This window comes from Sulfurovum sp. (assembly GCF_015493435.1).
Lineage (GTDB): Bacteria > Campylobacterota > Campylobacteria > Campylobacterales > Sulfurovaceae > Sulfurovum.
Map to the genome: position 1 here is coordinate 34996 of NZ_WGDD01000054.1, position 16066 is coordinate 51061.

Genomic DNA, 16066 nt, shown 5'->3' on the forward strand with positions numbered 1-16066 from the left:
CCAAAAGCGGTTTAAGGAGAAAGGCTGCCGGCAGGACAGCCTGCCAAAGCATTTATTGGTAGTGACGTCTTCCGTCATTCCCGACATAGTAAGTGTATCCGCGGGAATCTCTGTAGTATCTTCGGTCTTTTTTCTCTTCATTGTTCCCGATCGCTGCACCTGCAAGACCGCCGATCGCAGCACCCGCAAGTGTTGATCCGGTATTGTGACCAACTGCCTGTCCGAGTAATGCACCGCCGGCCGCGCCGATCAGTGCACCATCGGTTGTTTTGCTTGTTCCTGTTGAGGCACAGCCTGTCAGTGCAATCATCGATGCTCCGGCTGCAGCTAATATCACCGTGTGTAATTTTTTCATTGAAATTACCTCCGTTTTTTCTTTTAGTTACATTTTAATTGTAGCATAAAATGCAGCTGGATGTTCATTTTTTTTTTGGATGTTAAGTATTTTTTGCTATTGTTAGCAAAAATATCACAAGGACAACAGCATGTTTTATGAAATTCACGAGACAAAAGTCAGTCTGCGCATCAAAGCACAGCCTGCGGCAAGCAAGAATGAATTTTGTGAAATCTATGGAGACGAGGCTATTAAAATACGTATCAAAGCACCTGCGGTTGAAGGTGCGGCAAACAAAGAACTGGTGAAATTCCTTTCAAAAAGTTTTAAAGTCCCCAAAAGTGATATAATTTTCAAATCAGGACAGAACAGTAAAATTAAAATAGTTGAATTCCCACTCACTGACCTATTTGAAACATGGCTTGAAAAAATGTAGGCTGCTGTTTCCTGATAGCACCGGTACAAATTATGATGGATTCAAAATAAGGACAAAAATGGCAACAGATAAAGCATACAAGATACTGGCGCAGCAGCAGGGTATCTCGAACAACAAAGCAAAAGAGCTAATAGACAGAGGGCTTGTTTTTGTAGATGACCGCAAGGTCAAGATCGCGAGAGCAGAGATCAGTACGGAAACGAAGTTCCGGATCGAATATCCTGAGGATATAGAAATACTCTACGAAGATGAAGATATCATTGCTGTGAACAAACCTGCACAGGTGGACAGTTATGAAATCCAGGATGCCATAGCTGGGGCGGAACTGCTGCACAGACTGGACAGAGATACTTCAGGTGTGCTCCTGCTGGGGCGGAATGAAGCCTTTATCAAACGTGCTATCGGTGAGTTCAAAAATCGGCGTGTGGAAAAACATTATGTAGCATGGGTAGATGGTGTCGTATATGAAAAGATGGAAATAGATGAACCTATTTTTACCATTAAAAAAGGCAAGGCATTCTCTGTGATCGATCCGGTACGGGGAAAAAAAGCACATACAGTCGTGACTCCGGAAGAGATTCAGGGAAAAAAATCCAAAGTGCATATTGAAATCAGTACGGGAAGAACCCATCAAATCAGAGTACATCTGGCACATGCAGGACACCCTGTTATAGGGGATGAACAGTACGGAAGCCAAACACAGGCCAAACGCATTTTGCTGCATTCTGCAAAGATGAAAATACTTGATTATGAGTTCAATGCCAAAGAGCCCAAAGATATTGCGAGATATAAATAGCGGACAAGACATTTTGTATTATCATTTTTTACCAAAACCATATCTCAAAATGATAAAATAAACAAAAAAACAACAAATCTGTTTTACTTTCATTAAAAAACTTGACATTAGTAAATGTATACTGATATAATAGTTTGTGTAAATATTAAAAATAAAAAGGAATTACAATGAAAAAATTAACTCTTTCATTAGCAGCAATTTTTGCCATGGGTACATTCGCAGTAGCGGGTGGGGATATCGCACCGGTAGAGCCAGTAGTTGAAGCACCAGTAATTGAATCAACAGGTACATTCTATCTTGGTCTTGGTTACGGTTATTTGGATCAGACGATGGATAACATCAACAATGCCAATATTGATCTTGAAGCAGAAACAGACAATATACTGCTACAGGCAGGATACCAGTTCAATGAGTATATCGCTGTTGAAGGTAGATACTGGATCGGTGTGGGTGATGCAACATGGAGTGCAAGCCAAAACTATCTGGGTATAAAAGGAGATCTTTCAGGTGATTATTCAAGCTGGGGAATCTATGTAAAACCAATGTATCCGGTAACTGATGCATTTAATGTATATGCATTGCTTGGTTATGCATCAACAACATTGGATACAGATGCGAATAATGGTTACTATTGGGATACAGATGAGTTCTCTTGGGGGCTTGGTGCTGAATTCGGTGTGACTGATAATATCTTCATCTTTGCAGATTATGTCAACCTTGGTTCACCAGACAGTGTTACATGGGATCCAACAGGTACTGATGTAGATGTAGATGGTGACATCTATACAATCAACGTAGGTGTAACTTACAAGTTTTAATCTACTGTAACATTCCGCAGTTTGCGGAATGTTGCTCTCTTCACTTTTTTCATATTTTCTTCATACTTATTTTACAGAGATGACTTTTAACAGCCATAGGCATTTAAGCCCAAGTTAGATAAAATCGCATCAATCAAATATTAAAATTCTTAATTTTTATATCCTATTAAAGGGGTGATAAACAATGTTCGATACATTAACCGACAGTTTTAAAAATGCCATAGGCAAAATCCGTTTTCACGATGATGAGAAAGCACTTAAGAAAGCGACAACAGAGCTTAAAAAATCACTTCTCAAAGCAGATGTTCATCATAAGGTAGTGAAAGACCTTATCAGCAGTGTTGAGCTGGAAACGAAAAAGAACGGCGTGGGGAAAGACAGTTTCCTTAAAGCGCTTCAGGACAAACTGACTGATATTTTGACCATAGAAGGTGCACCAAAGGGTTTTACCTTTGCATCCAAGCCTCCGACTGTTGTGTTGATGATCGGTCTTCAGGGGTCTGGTAAAACAACTACTACCGGAAAACTGGCCTACTTTCTCAAAGAACAGAAAAAGAAAAAAGTGCTTGTTGTTGCAGCAGACCTTCAGAGACTTGCTGCGGTTGAGCAGCTCAGGCAGATCACTTCACAGATCGATGTTGATCTGGTAGCCGATGAGAATGCAAAACCTGAAGAGATCGTCAAAAGAGGATTAAAGAAAGCGGAAGATGAGCTTTATGATGTCGTCCTCATAGATACAGCCGGTCGTCTGGCGATCGATGATGAACTTATGGATGAATTGGCCGGAGTGAAAAAAGTTGCTGATCCTGATGAACTTTTTTATGTGGCTGATGCAATGACAGGGCAGGATGCAGTCAGAACGGCGCAGACATTTAAAGACAAGATCGGTATTACCGGTGTGATCCTTACAAAGTTCGATGGTGATTCCAAAGGGGGTGTAGCGCTTGGTCTGACACAGCAGGTAGGCGTACCGCTTCGTTTCATCGGTGCGGGTGAAAAAATGCCTGATCTTGAGCAGTTCATCCCTGATCGTATCGTCAGTCGCCTGATGGGTGCGGGAGATGTGGAATCACTTGCAGAAAAAGCAGCAGCGGCCATAGACCCCAAAGAAGCCAAACGTATGACGCAGAAGATCAAAAAGGGCCAGTTCAATTTTAATGACTTCCTCGATCAGATGGAGCAAATGAAAAAGCTTGGAAGCATGAAATCCATTATGGGCATGATTCCCGGAATGGGCAACATGGCAAAGCAGATTGGTGATATGGACCTTGAGAATTCCGAAGAGATCAAAATGATCAAAGCGATGGTCTCTTCCATGACACCCAAAGAAAGGGAGAACCCTGATTTGCTGAACAATACAAGAAAGCGAAGACTGGCAAAGGGTGCCGGACTGGAGCAAATGCATGTAAACCGCGTACTGAAGCAGTTCAAATCCGCTGCTAAGATGGCAAAGAAAATGTCGGGCAAGGGCGGTATGAAGCAAATGCAGGATATGATGAAGCAGATGCAGGGAGGCGGCGGTTTTCCCGGCATGACACGATAGATACGCCGCCTGTCTGTCCGATGGTAACAGAGGCAGGATGAAAAGATTTTGCTATGCACAGCAAGTACGATCGGAGCGGTAAACCTGTATCTTTTGGATTTTAATAAAAAATTTATATCTATTATGGTAAAATCGCGTTCCAAAAGAATTTACAAAGTTTTGATGAGTACTTTACGTCATTAAAAAGTAGTTGTCAGAACTTGTTACAGAAGTGTATGGCTTTTCCTCGGGACATACGCAAGCAAAAGAAAAATATTATTAAGGATAGAATATGACAATGATCAGAATGACAAGAATGGGTAGAAAAAAGAAGCCGTTTTACAGAATCGTAGTAACAGACAGCAGAAAAAGAAGAGATGGTGGTTGGATCGAAGCGATCGGTCACTACAATCCGGTATCTGAAAACAAAGAGCTGACACTTGACGAAGAAAGACTGAACTACTGGCTTTCTGTAGGTGCACAAATGAGCCCGACTGTCAAAAGACTTGCAGGTAAAAAATAGTTTTAATGGTCAGAGATTTTCTTCTTGCCTATACCAAGCTTCTCGTGAACAATCCGGAGGATATTTCTCTGGAGATCAAAGAAGTGGATGAAGGTTTCGATGAGATCACTATTTTTGCGAACAGTGAAGATATTGGTAAACTCATCGGCAAAGAGGGAAGAATGATCAATTCCATCAAAACAGTCATCTCCGGCTGTAAAGCAAAAGGCGGTAAAAACTACCGTGTCAATGTCAAAGCGGCAGGCTGAGACAGAACGCCATGAATGAAAAATTTTTTATCGCTCAGATTGGGCGGACCGTAGGACTGTGGGGTGACTTGAAATTCCATCTTCATACGGATTTTCCAGAACAGTTCAAAGTGGGAAACAGCTATCATAGCAGCCGTGGCGAACTGACTATTTCTGACATCAACTTCAAACGCGGTACCATTCGTTTCCAGGGCTATGAGAGTATCGATGCGGCCAAAAAACTGACCAATACAAAACTTTATGCTGATGAAACGCAGACCAAAAAGAACTGTACTCTTGAAAAAGGACAGCATTTCTGGTTCGACGTGATCGGCTGTACGGTAAAGCAGGATGATGAGGTACTGGGTGTGGTCGATGATATTCAGCGTTTGGCGGATGTTGATTATCTTTCAGTGAAGACGGATAAAGTGCTGGTAGACAGCGGACTTCCCAAAAATTTCCTGATCCCCTATATCGACCGTTATGTGATCAAAACGGATGAAGAAACAAAAACCGTCTATACGCAGGATGCCAAAGACATTTTAAAGGCAAGTTGATGCGTTTCTCCTTTGTCACACTTTTCCCCAATATCGTTGAGGGATATTTCTCCGACTCTATCCTGAAACGTGCTGTCGATGACGGGAAGATTTCCATTGACTTTTACAATCCCCGTGATTTTACTACAGACAAACACAGGCGTGTGGATGCACCGATGATCGGTGGCGGGGCGGGAATGCTCATGACACCGCAGCCGTTGATGGACACGCTTTCAAAGATAAAGAGTGACTCTCCCGAAGCGCATATTGTTTTCCTTTCTCCGGTAGCAAAACCTTTTCAGCAGAATGATGCAAAACGTTTGGCGAAAAAGAAACATATCGTTTTTGTCAGCGGGCGTTACGAGGGAATCGACGAACGTGTGATAGAAGCATATGCCGATGAGCTTTTTTCCATCGGTGACTTCATTTTGACTGGCGGAGAGCTGGCAAGTATGGTGGTTTGTGACGCTATTGCAAGAAACGTGAAAGGGGTGCTGGGAAACAGTGTCTCCCTTGAAGTAGAAAGCTTTGAGTCCTCACTGCTGGAAGCCCCCTCATTCACGAAACCGCTGAATTATGAAAATAATGAAGTTGTTTCAGAGTTCTTAAAGGGTAATCATAGTAAAATCACGGACTTAAAAAGAGGGTTGGCTTTGTGCAAAACAAAGTTTTTTAGACCAGACTTATACAAAAAAGGTATAACCAATGAGAAATAAATACATTGAAAGCTTTGAAAAAGCACAGTTGGAAAACAGAAATATTCCCGAATTCAGAGCGGGTGACACTGTAAGAGTAGCCGTAAGAATTAAAGAAGGCAGTAAAGAAAGAGTTCAGAATTATGAAGGTCTTTGTATCGCGATCAGAGGTCAGGGTACAGGCAGAACTTTCATGGTAAGAAAAATGGGAGCGAACTCCGTAGGCGTAGAGAGAATCTTCCCGCTTTACTCAGATTCCATTGAAAGCATTGAAGTACTTAGAAAAGGTAGAGTAAGAAGAGCGAAGCTGTTCTATCTTAGAGAGCTCAAAGGTAAAGCCGCAAGAATCAAAGAACTGCGTAGAAAATAGTCCTTTTGCCCGACTTGCACGCATCTTTGTGGGATGGGTGCGGTCATTTACTTACGTAAACTCCCTTACCCAAACCCACAAACCTGCATACAATTCGAACAAAATCATCTATTTTCTATTACATTCTAACAACTTTCTTCAATTTGATAAATATCCAAACTTATCAGAATCAGCTATAATATTTTTTCCAAACATATACTGAGGATCTTATTGGCATGTTATCAACTATGAAACAGAAAATCATAACACTGCTGCAACTGCTGCTGGTCATCATCTTTATACTCTTTGAAGAGATCATATGGGAGGGGGTCGCCTATCCTGTCTACAAGTATGTACATTCGCTGAAGATTCTGCAGAAAGTGGAAGCGAAGCTGCATGCGGTTAACCGCTATGTCATTCTGGTCATTTTCGTGGTGATGCTGGCCTTTGTGGAGGCTTTTGGAGTGTATGCGGGGTATATGTTCGTCAGCGGGCATGTGCTTACAGGGCTTGTACTTTACCTTTTCAAGATTCCTATTGCCGCCTTCACCTTCTGGATGTTCCGTGTGACCGAAGACAAACTGATGCGCTTTGGCTGGTTCAAGTGGATTTACGGGAAGATCATGGCTTTCATAGACTGGATCAAGACCCTGGATATCTATCGTGATACGATGACAAAGATCAGGGGGATGAAAGAGCGCATCAAAGTTTGGATCAGGGCAGTTAAAATACAATATTTTTCCCGGGAATCCCCTTTTGTTGTGCACATGAAAAAACTTTACCGCAGCATGAAACAGCTATTGAAGCAGTAACGATGGGAAAACGTCCGGTCTGGTTCTGGCTTTTTACAGCACTGGTCATTGTTACAGGGCTTATGGTTGAAATCAACCCGGTTCGTGAGATACTCAGGCAGTGGATCTTGGATTTTTATGCCTTTTCCAAAGAGAACCTCGTCGCCATATTGACTGCATTTTTTCTTGTCAAGGGCAAGTTCATTCTTAAGATCTTTCTCAAAAAAATCCTCTTCCTTTCTGCAACAGGATTGGGAAAACGCTACCTGATTGAACGTGTATTTACCTATCATTTCAAGATACACTTTCTAAACCATATCGCTCTGGACCTGAAACGCCTTTCAAGTCATATCAAAAAGAATTTTATGTCCTTTTCCCTTAGCAAAAAAATTATGGCAGGGTTCGCCTTTCTGGGTTCGCTGGGTTATGTGGGAAAATTCATGGGTACGATGTTGGCATTCAAAGTTTTTGTAGCAAAAATATGGAGTTTCCTGCTGGCCGTGGCGTTGAAAGCGGGTACTTCTATCCTCTATTTTTTCACTGATTATATCTGGGGAAGCTGGCTTGCGCCCGTCATTGAAGTTGTGATCTTTTCATGGCTTTTGGCTTTGCTGGAGAAAGTACCTTTTCTTACGGGCAGTATCCGTTGGATGTATCAAAAAATACGGTTTCTTTTTACCTGGTTCGAAGAAACGATTGGAAAACTTTTTCATTACCCTGTACAGCGCAGTCTGCAGTGGCTTCTCAAGCAGACACGCCTGCTGATCTATAAATTTATCGGGTACAAAAGAGTGCCTGCCTATCAACAGTTGAGAGAGCTTCGTGCCTTTGAACCGAACAGACAGCAGCAGTTGAAACAAAAAAGAGCAGATCGGAAAAAGAAAAAGGGAGAACGGATTTCGAGGTATCGAAAGTTTAAAGAGAAGAGATCGCAAGGGGCTGTGCCCGCACAGCACCAGGCAAGATCACTCTAATACGAGCGGTTCTTCATCGCCGACTTGGCTTCCCGGTCGAGTGTTTTGGCTTTGAGATCAGCCCGCTTGTCATGCAGTTTTTTTCCTTTGGCAATGGCAATGCTCACTTTGGCGTAGTTTCGCTCATTGAAATAGATCATCAGAGGTACGATGGTCAGGCCGTCTTTATGCACTTTCACATAGAGCTTTTCAAGCTGTTTCTTGTGCAACAGCAGTTTTCTGGGGGTACGGGTATCCGGAGTAAAGTATTTGTTGGCTGTTTCAAGATGGGCAATATGGGCATTCATGAGGTAAAGTTCACCTTTGATAAAGCGGCAGAAGGCATCGGCAAGATTGGCACGTCTGGCCCTCAGTGCTTTAACCTCGCTTCCCTGCAGTACAATACCTGCTTCAAATTTTTCGAGTATCTCGTAATCATGTTTGGCTTTTTTATTCTGTGCTACGATATTGATGGCCAATGTCTGCCTTTGTGCTATTTTTCCCGAATTATAGCATACAATATTCAAACACTTTGAATGTAATCATGTTATGATGTCACATGGAAAAGAATGAACACAGGAACAACCCGCTGCACGGCATCAAGCTCAAGCAGATACTCAATGAACTGGTAGATAAATTCGGCTGGGATGAACTGGGGGAGCGTATTAATATCCGCTGTTTCAAACATGACCCTTCAATCAACTCCTGTCTGAAGTTCCTTCGCAGAACACCCTGGGCGCGTACGAAAGTGGAAAATCTTTATGTTAATGCAATCGTGAAATAGGAGAAGAGATGTCAAAATACGAGTTGCTTCCCTTCTCCGGTTTGGATGAGATGACCGTCGGCGAGATCAGCCGCCATACCAAACGTATCCTGTTCAAGAAAGGCGAAACGCTTTTCACGCAGGGTGAACTGATGCACTACTTTTACATTGTGCTCAGAGGGAAGATCAAGAGTTACCAGCTGAACCTGAAGAATGCCAAAGAGCAGACGATCTTCATTTTTCGTGAAGGTGATATGTTCGATACTATCGTATTGCTTGACGGTAAGGAACATGATATTATGTATGAAGCACTGGAAGAGAGCGAAGTGCTTCAGATGCCTATAGAATTCGTCAGAGAGCTCATCAGCACCAATAAGGAGTTCAATAGCAAATTCTTCCCCTATCTGGCCCAGCAGATGCGCCAGATGGAAGAGTTGGCAACGGACCTTTCTCTCTACAGTACTTCAGAACGTCTCATCAAGCTCCTTTTGCAGAACCTTGACCCCAATAATATCATGAAATACAATCTTATTCAGGGACTTTCCCATACCGAGATTGCCAAGCTTATAGGCACGGTACGTCATGTGGTCGAACGGCATCTCAAAGCGCTTAAAGAAGATGGTGTCATTGAGGTGAAGAACAAAAAACTCCAAATTCTTGATGCCAGAAAGCTTCTTGACAAAATCAACCTTTTTTAGTATTTCTGTCCCGAATTTTGTAAAAATGCAACTAAAGTTGCATTCAGATTCCCCCAATCTCTTTTATAATTCTTTTAGATTTAGTCAATAAGACTAAGAGTTTAAAATAGTAAGGAGTCAAAAATGTTAATTACAAGATACAATCCATATAACGAAGCAAAAAAAAGTTTTGATCTGTTCAATTCATTGATGCAGAATTTTGATGTGGCAAGAGAAGAGGGTGCCATTGCCTCTTTTGTGCCGAGAGTGAATACGAGAGAGGGGGAGGATGCCTACTATGTGGAGATCGACCTTCCCGGTATCAAGAAAGAAGATATCGAGATTACCACGGAAGACAATGTTCTGACCATCTCCGGTGAGAGAAAGATGAAGGACGAGGTCAAAGAAGAAGACTACTACAAAGTAGAGAGTGCCTATGGAAAATTCTCAAGAAGTTTCACTCTCCCCGAAAAAGTGGACGTAGAGAACATTCATGCCGAATCAAAGGATGGGGTGCTTGAAGTGGTGATCCCGAAACTCAAAGAAGAAGAGAAAAAACCAAAAAAGATAGAGATCAAATAAAAAAAGAATGAAACAAATATAAAATATGAAAGGAGTCAACAATGGATGTAGTAAACAAAGCTAAAGAAGTAGCGAATACAGTAGAAGAAAAAGTAGAACACGGACTTGAAGTCGCAAAAGAGAGTTTTGCCAATGTGGCCAGCCATCTTCCTTTTGCCAACCTTGCCAAAAAAGGGAATGACGCTTTCCGCATAGAGATTGATCTTCCGGGTGTGGACAAGAATGACATAGAACTGCAGGTGGAAGACAATATCCTGACGGTCAAAGCGACGCGTAAAATGAAGAATGAGGTGAAGAAAGAGGATTATTATCTCTGCGAGAGCAACTTCGGTCTGATCTCGCGTTCATTCGTCCTTCCCGAAGGTATCGACAAAGACAAGGTGGATGCAAAATATGAAGATGGACGACTCTATATTACCCTCGAGAAAGAGGAATCCAGAAAAGCAAAAAGCATTTCTGTCAAGTGAGACACGTAAAGAAAACGTGAACTGCTTCACGTTTTTAGTGTCGAAACCGGAACGGTCGTAGCGTAAGCGAAGCCGTGAAGGCCAGCACAAGAGTGTCGAAACCGGAACGGTCGTAGCGTAAGCGAAGCCGTGAAGGCAAGAAACAGTTTAAGTGACAAAATACTATACTACCTTCAATACTCTCCCCCTAAGGACAACGACGCATGCAAAAATGGTTTGAAGACAATAAAGTAATGATGCTGATGAGTGCGTTTGTGTTTATAGGAGGGTATTTCTTTCTCCGCCTTGCTTACCATATGAGTGACAAAATGCCGTTTACCCAGGAGATCATACTGATCATCCTTGGAACGCTTGCAACCATTCTGATCACGGCACTGCTCCTGAATAAACAAACTTCTGTCGAGCTGGGGAAAGAGCAGAGTATCAAGTTTATCGAATTGAAAACGGAAACTTACCAGAAGCTCATCGATACCATCGAAGAGATGGTACTTCATAAAAATATTACCTCAGACGATCTGACAAAGCTGAAATTCCATACACACCGTCTGGCCATATTTGCTTCGCCGGCAGTGTTGGAAGAGTATGAACATTTTCTGGATATTTTCGACAAAATGATCGCGGAGGACAGGCATGTCAGTATGGAAGATGAAGATATTCTCTCAGAGGCACTGGCGAAGCTGACGGTCTATATCCGTGCCGATCTTGTCGGCGAGTTGGATGAAGAGAGCGGCCATACGGCCAAAGAGATCAGGGATCAGATCATTACGAATGCAACTTAATCTTTGGGCCTGAAAAAAGTACTTCCGCTCCCGCTGAAAAACCAGCCTTTGGTATCCAAAGTCTCAAGCTCCGGATAGGCAGCAAGTGCAGCGGGATAAAGGTCATTGAGGGCGAGGGGATTTGCAATGAGCTTGAGAAGTGTTCTTGAATCCATGTTTTCCCATCCGAAGAATGATGTCAGGTTTATAGTCCTCAAAAGATATTTGTGATAGGTTTTGTAGACTTCAGCGGTATTGCATCTGATATTAGGCGTAAAGAGTTCCAGCGGCAGGGTCGGTTCTTCAAAAGGCTGTACGATCTCTCCGAAACCTTTGACGTTGGCGGAAGGATAATTGTAGACAAAGAAGGGTATATCCGCACCGATCCTGCTTCCTGTTTCCGCCAGTGCATCCGTCGGAATCGAGAGAGAACATACTTCATTGGCCAGGCGCATGAATGCAGCGGCATCTGAGCTCCCGCCTCCAAGGCCTGCCTGGCTCGGTATGCGTTTGGTGACGGCCACCTTGTGCTTCCTGAAAAAATTGATGACTGCATCATTCCCAGTAGTTTCATGCAGTGCTTTGTAAGCCCTGTAAATGGTGTTGAATTCAAGCGGTATACCTTCGCATCCCTCCAGAGTGAAACTGTCACATTCGCAGGGGATGAATTCGATGGTATCGTAAAGATCATCTACTCTCATAAATCGTGAGACCAGGGTGTGGTAGCCGTCTTCATATCCGGTGATCTTCAAAAAAATGTTCACTTTGGCATGCGCGTCTATACGGTACATGTATCCTCCTCGAATTTTGGTATGCGGTTGAAGCGGTATTTGACCTTGCCTTCTGCAATTTCGATGATCGAAAAAAAGTGAGCTGTCTTGATGAGATACACGCCGTTCTCTTTCTGTTCGAAATAGTCCACTGAAAGTTTTTTGCCCAACTCCAAATAGTCTTCATCACCCGTATAGACATTGGAAGGAATGGCAAGGTGGATAAACGGGTCAAGGGCTTTTTCATTGTCATAACGGAATTTTCCCTCATGAATACGATGCAGGGATGAGAGTGTCGCATCGACTCCGAGTTGGTCGGCGATGAGAGCTCCGAGACTTCGGATGTAGGTGCCCTCGCTGACGGTGGCTTCGAAATGGATGAAAGGATGGTTGTAGTTGATCAGTTTAATGTCATCAATGGTCGAAGTGATCTGCTTGAGATCGATCTCCCTGCCCTTGCGTGCCAGTTCGTATGCCCGCTTCCCGTTGACCTTCTTGGCAGAGAATTTCGGGGGATAGTAGGTCAGTTCACCTTTGAGGGTGTGCAGTACCTCTTCTATGTGTTCCCGGGGAAGAGGGGTCACATCCCGGATGGAATCTACTTTTTCTATGTCCAGACTCGGAGAGTTCGCACCGAGCCAGAGTGTGGCTTTGTAGCTTTTGGGTGTTTTGTCAAGGTACTGGAAAAGTTTGGTGTACTGCCCGGTCGCAACGATGAGGCAGCCAGTGGCAAAAGGGTCCAATGTACCGGAAAAACCTACCTTTTTTGTATGGTATTTTCTTTTGACATAACCCATGTAGCCGTTAGAAGTACGAAAGATGGGTTTGTTGACGACGAAAAGACGGTTCATTTTTCTCCCGCACCTTACGGTTAAATCGATTGAACGAAAGAACTCAATATTTCTTTCTTGTTTCCGCCAAAATTGATAAGGAGTTTATATTCCCTGCCTGATTTGTTAGCGGCCTGTACACGCCCGATACCGAAGATCTTGTGTTTGACAAGGTCTCCTTTTTTGTATGCAGCCTGTTTGGTGATTTTGAGCGATGCATCCTGGATAAGGCCGGCTTCTCCGAGGAAACGGCTTTTGTCTATCATCTTGCGGCGGCCCTTGTAGAAACGGCTGTCAACATAACAGAGGGTCAGGTCGGATTTGGCTCTGGTGATGGCAACATAGCCCAGACGCCGTTCTTCTTCCATATTGCTGCCTTCTCCCAGCAGAGGGAAGAATTCTTCTTCAAGTCCGATGACAAAGAGATGTTCGAACTCCAGTCCTTTGGCGGCATGGATACTCATAATGGTAATAGCATTTTCTTCTATCTGGTCCTGATCACTCTGCAGGGAAATGTCATTGAGAAATTCATCAAGGGTAAGATCGGGGTTTTTGATAACGGCATCCCTGAAATAGCCGTAAAATTCGTCAATGTTCAGGAGCCTGTCGAAACCGTCCACCATCGCTGCATAATGATCTTTCAGTTTGATGCGTTCTTCGAACAGGGTAATGAAGTTGCCCAAAGCATTTTGGGTTTCTTCTCTCAGTACACAGATATCTTCAAGCAGCTTTTCCAGTGCGGTTGAAACTTTTTTGCTGACGACATTAGGCAGTTTGCCGCTGAGACTCTGCTCGATGTATTCATAGAGTGAAAGATGGGCATCAAAAGCAGCTTTCTGCAGTTTTTCGATAGAAGCTTTGCCTATGCCCCGTCTGGGTTTGTTGATAATACGCATGAGTGAAAAGTCGTCATGCGGATTTGCCAATACCCTGAAGTATGAAATGATATCTTTGATCTCGGCACGTTCATAGAAACGCATGCCGCCGATGAGTTTGAAGGCAAGCCCTTCTTTACTGAAGCCTTCTTCAAGGGAGCGGGAAAGTGCATTGATACGGTACAGCACGGCAATCTCATCCGGATCGGCACCGCTGTCGATGAGGTCGTGTATCTGATGGGCGATCGCCTTGGCTTCCATGGATTCATCGAGAGAGTGCAGCAGTTTGACTTCTTTGCCTTTGCCTTTGTGTGAAACCAGTTTCTTGCCCAGTCTTTTGGAATTGTGTTCAATGAGTGTATTGGCTGCTTTGAGAATGGGTTCTGTAGAACGGTAGTTCGTTTCGAGCTTAACGGTTTTTGTATGCGCGAAACGGTCGGCAAATTCGAGGATATTTCTGATATTCGCACCTCTCCAGCCGTAGATACTCTGGTCATCATCACCCACAACACAAAGGTTGTCATGTTCGCAGCAGAGATGTTCAAGCAGACGGAACTGCAGTTCGTTTGTATCCTGATATTCATCGACCATGATATATTTGTAGCGGTTGCTGGTTTCTTTTCTCAGTGTTTCATTTTCATCGAGTATCTTATATGTCAGCATCAAAAGGTCGTCAAAATCGACAAGATTGTTTTCTTCGATATTGGCCTGATACTGCGCATAGATATTTGCGACCTTTTTGTAGTCGGGCAGCTCGGCTTTCTGAATGGCTACTTCAGGGGTGAGCAGAGAATTTTTGTATTTGGATATCTCTGAAGTGATAAAAGAGAGATTCAGGTCGATCTTGAGTTCTTTGGCAATGGAGCGTAACAGTCTTTTTTTGTCATCACTGTCGATAATCACAAAATTGTTATTCCGTCCGAGTTTTTCAATATGAAATTTTAGAAAAAGCAGGCCAAACTTATGAAAAGTACATAAAAGCGGAGGATAGGAAACGGTATTTGGCATCAGTTTCAATGCCCGCTCCCGCATCTCTGCTGCAGCCTTGTTGGTGAAGGTGAGCGTCAGAGTGTTTGCCGGGTCGATACCGACTTCACCTACCAGGTAGGCAAGTCTGGTTGTCAGCGTCTTTGTTTTTCCGCTTCCCGCACCTGCCAATATCAGAAGGGCACCGTCAATGTGCTCTACTGCGCTGCGCTGTGAGGGATTCAGTTCATTCAGTATCTGTTCCATGGGGGCTGGTTACTCTCCTGTATATATAGTTTCTATTATAGCGTTTTATCTTTAACCCAAAATATCTGAGTAAAACAGGGTAAATACTTCTTGTCAGATGAAGGGGATATGTGAAAAAAAGTTAATATAATATTAATAAGATCAGCTTATGTTTACTTAAGAAAACTTTGTTATAATTTGCTGTAATAATTAATTGTGTAAATTAATACAATAAGGAAACATAATGCTAAAAGATTTTGTAAAACTGGAAACATTTCTTACGGTTGCCCGTGAGAGAAGCTTTTCAAAAGCATCGGCAAAACTGGGAATTTCTCAGCCTGCTGTCACACAGCAAATTAAATTTATTGAAAAATATTTGGCTGTAAAAATCATTGAAAGAAAAAAGAACGGTATCAAACTGACACCGGAAGGCGAAGAACTCTATAAAATTGCTACAAGACTGGAAAAAGAAATCCATTCGGCAGAAAAAGATATTTTGAAGATCATCAATAAAGAGATGACTTTCAGACTGGGAGCTTCTTATACTATTGGAACGTATGTCATTCCTGGTGAGTGCCTCAACGCTATGAGCAAAACGATTCACAATGATGTAAACCTCAGTATCGATGTCAGTGTCAATATTATTGAAAAGCTTAAAGAGAGAAAGCTCGATGTCGGACTGATCGAGTCGCCTGTTATCGATAATGACATGATCTACAGAGAGTGGATTGAAGATGAACTTGTTGTTGTCAGTAATGTGCAGATACCCAAAATACTTAAAACAGAAGAACTGTATAATTACCGATGGGTATGCCGAGAAGAGGCTTCTCATACCAGAAAAGTGGTTTCTGAAGTGTTTGAAGATCTTGGTGTTTCATGCAAGAGTTTTGAAGTGGTCTCCGAAGTGAGCAATACAACGGCAGTGCTTCAAACGATCAAGAAGAGTAAAAAAAATACTGAGAAACCGGTTGTTTCCATTATTTCGAGACATGCGATTGCCGATGAGGTAGCCAGCGGAGATCTTTTTGAGGCAAGACTGAGAGGATATACGATGATGCGTAAATTCTACATTGTGTATTCCAAAGAGAATAAACACAATGCCTATGTTGACAATGTGGTGGATTATATTTTGGCAGGCCGTTGTTAAAGCAT

Annotated in this window: 22 protein-coding genes; 17 read left to right on the forward strand and 5 right to left on the reverse strand. The window is 42.9% G+C overall.

Features of this window, described 5'->3' with window-relative positions; genetic code table 11:
- Positions 1-52: 52 nt before the first annotated feature.
- Positions 53-355 carry a glycine zipper domain-containing protein gene (locus F8L24_RS09410; RefSeq protein WP_294954999.1) on the reverse strand — a complete coding sequence of 101 codons (303 nt, stop codon included), beginning with the start codon at positions 353-355 and terminating at the stop codon, positions 53-55.
- A gap of 130 nt (positions 356-485) precedes the next feature.
- Here F8L24_RS09410 and F8L24_RS09415 point away from each other — a divergent pair, with 130 nt between their 5' ends.
- From F8L24_RS09415 to F8L24_RS09465, 11 genes are all read left to right on the forward strand, one after another.
- On the forward strand, positions 486-770 hold the full coding sequence (locus tag F8L24_RS09415) for a DUF167 domain-containing protein (protein WP_294955001.1): 285 nt from the start codon (positions 486-488) through the stop codon (positions 768-770).
- 58 nt (positions 771-828) lie between these two features.
- Positions 829-1566, forward strand: coding sequence for an RluA family pseudouridine synthase (locus F8L24_RS09420; protein WP_294955003.1), 738 nt, complete (start codon positions 829-831; stop codon positions 1564-1566).
- Between the two features lie 167 nt (positions 1567-1733).
- Positions 1734-2384, forward strand: a complete 651-nt coding sequence (locus F8L24_RS09425) for a porin family protein (protein WP_294955005.1) — start codon at positions 1734-1736, stop codon at positions 2382-2384.
- Between the two features lie 184 nt (positions 2385-2568).
- A complete protein-coding gene (gene ffh / locus F8L24_RS09430) occupies positions 2569-3927 on the forward strand; it encodes a signal recognition particle protein (protein ID WP_294955007.1) in 1359 nt (452 codons plus the stop codon).
- Positions 3928-4198: 271 nt separating this feature from the next.
- On the forward strand, positions 4199-4429 hold the full coding sequence (gene rpsP / locus F8L24_RS09435; protein ID WP_011980061.1) for a 30S ribosomal protein S16: 231 nt from the start codon (positions 4199-4201) through the stop codon (positions 4427-4429).
- Positions 4430-4434: 5 nt separating this feature from the next.
- Complete coding sequence (locus tag F8L24_RS09440) at positions 4435-4677, forward strand: KH domain-containing protein (RefSeq protein WP_294955011.1); 243 nt, start codon at positions 4435-4437, stop codon at positions 4675-4677.
- Between the two features lie 11 nt (positions 4678-4688).
- Positions 4689-5213: a ribosome maturation factor RimM gene (gene rimM / locus F8L24_RS09445; RefSeq protein WP_294955013.1), complete on the forward strand. Its 525-nt coding sequence runs from the start codon at positions 4689-4691 to the stop codon at positions 5211-5213.
- Positions 5213-5908 (forward strand): tRNA (guanosine(37)-N1)-methyltransferase TrmD, encoded by a 696-nt coding sequence (trmD, locus tag F8L24_RS09450; protein ID WP_294955015.1) that lies wholly within the window; start codon positions 5213-5215, stop codon positions 5906-5908. Before rimM ends, trmD begins: the two co-directional genes overlap by 1 nt.
- A complete protein-coding gene (rplS, locus tag F8L24_RS09455) occupies positions 5898-6257 on the forward strand; it encodes a 50S ribosomal protein L19 (protein ID WP_294955017.1) in 360 nt (119 codons plus the stop codon). The genes trmD and rplS overlap by 11 nt, the downstream gene beginning before the upstream one ends.
- Positions 6258-6472: 215 nt before the next feature.
- Positions 6473-7048, forward strand: coding sequence for a hypothetical protein (locus F8L24_RS09460; RefSeq protein WP_294955019.1), 576 nt, complete (start codon positions 6473-6475; stop codon positions 7046-7048).
- A gap of 2 nt (positions 7049-7050) precedes the next feature.
- Complete coding sequence (locus F8L24_RS09465; RefSeq protein ID WP_294955021.1) at positions 7051-8001, forward strand: hypothetical protein; 951 nt, start codon at positions 7051-7053, stop codon at positions 7999-8001.
- Here F8L24_RS09465 and smpB read toward each other — a convergent pair.
- Positions 7998-8459 (reverse strand): SsrA-binding protein SmpB, encoded by a 462-nt coding sequence (gene smpB, locus F8L24_RS09470; protein ID WP_294955023.1) that lies wholly within the window; start codon positions 8457-8459, stop codon positions 7998-8000. The genes F8L24_RS09465 and smpB overlap by 4 nt on opposite strands.
- 80 nt (positions 8460-8539) lie before the next feature.
- Here smpB and F8L24_RS09475 point away from each other — a divergent pair, with 80 nt between their 5' ends.
- The 5 genes from F8L24_RS09475 to F8L24_RS09495 all read left to right on the forward strand — a co-directional run bounded on the left by F8L24_RS09475 (position 8540) and on the right by F8L24_RS09495 (position 11248).
- Positions 8540-8764 carry a VF530 family protein gene (locus tag F8L24_RS09475; protein ID WP_294955025.1) on the forward strand — a complete coding sequence of 75 codons (225 nt, stop codon included), beginning with the start codon at positions 8540-8542 and terminating at the stop codon, positions 8762-8764.
- 8 nt (positions 8765-8772) lie between these two features.
- On the forward strand, positions 8773-9441 hold the full coding sequence (locus F8L24_RS09480) for a Crp/Fnr family transcriptional regulator (RefSeq protein ID WP_294955026.1): 669 nt from the start codon (positions 8773-8775) through the stop codon (positions 9439-9441).
- A gap of 123 nt (positions 9442-9564) precedes the next feature.
- A complete protein-coding gene (locus tag F8L24_RS09485; RefSeq protein WP_294955028.1) occupies positions 9565-10002 on the forward strand; it encodes an Hsp20/alpha crystallin family protein in 438 nt (145 codons plus the stop codon).
- A 41-nt stretch (positions 10003-10043) separates the two neighbouring features.
- Positions 10044-10469, forward strand: coding sequence for an Hsp20/alpha crystallin family protein (locus F8L24_RS09490; protein ID WP_294955030.1), 426 nt, complete (start codon positions 10044-10046; stop codon positions 10467-10469).
- Between the two features lie 203 nt (positions 10470-10672).
- Complete coding sequence (locus tag F8L24_RS09495; RefSeq protein WP_294955032.1) at positions 10673-11248, forward strand: hypothetical protein; 576 nt, start codon at positions 10673-10675, stop codon at positions 11246-11248.
- Here F8L24_RS09495 and F8L24_RS09500 read toward each other — a convergent pair.
- The 3 genes from F8L24_RS09500 to F8L24_RS09510 are packed head-to-tail and all read right to left on the reverse strand — an operon-like array spanning position 11245 to position 14935.
- Positions 11245-12018 carry a 4-(cytidine 5'-diphospho)-2-C-methyl-D-erythritol kinase gene (locus tag F8L24_RS09500; RefSeq protein WP_294955034.1) on the reverse strand — a complete coding sequence of 258 codons (774 nt, stop codon included), beginning with the start codon at positions 12016-12018 and terminating at the stop codon, positions 11245-11247. The two genes, F8L24_RS09495 and F8L24_RS09500, sit on opposite strands and share 4 nt — an antisense overlap.
- Positions 12006-12848, reverse strand: a complete 843-nt coding sequence (truB, locus tag F8L24_RS09505; protein WP_294955036.1) for a tRNA pseudouridine(55) synthase TruB — start codon at positions 12846-12848, stop codon at positions 12006-12008. Before truB ends, F8L24_RS09500 begins: the two co-directional genes overlap by 13 nt.
- Before the next feature lie 20 nt (positions 12849-12868).
- Positions 12869-14935: a UvrD-helicase domain-containing protein gene (locus F8L24_RS09510; protein WP_294955038.1), complete on the reverse strand. Its 2067-nt coding sequence runs from the start codon at positions 14933-14935 to the stop codon at positions 12869-12871.
- Positions 14936-15158: 223 nt separating this feature from the next.
- Here F8L24_RS09510 and F8L24_RS09515 point away from each other — a divergent pair, with 223 nt between their 5' ends.
- A complete protein-coding gene (locus tag F8L24_RS09515; RefSeq protein ID WP_294955040.1) occupies positions 15159-16061 on the forward strand; it encodes a LysR family transcriptional regulator in 903 nt (300 codons plus the stop codon).
- Positions 16062-16066: the final 5 nt, after the last annotated feature.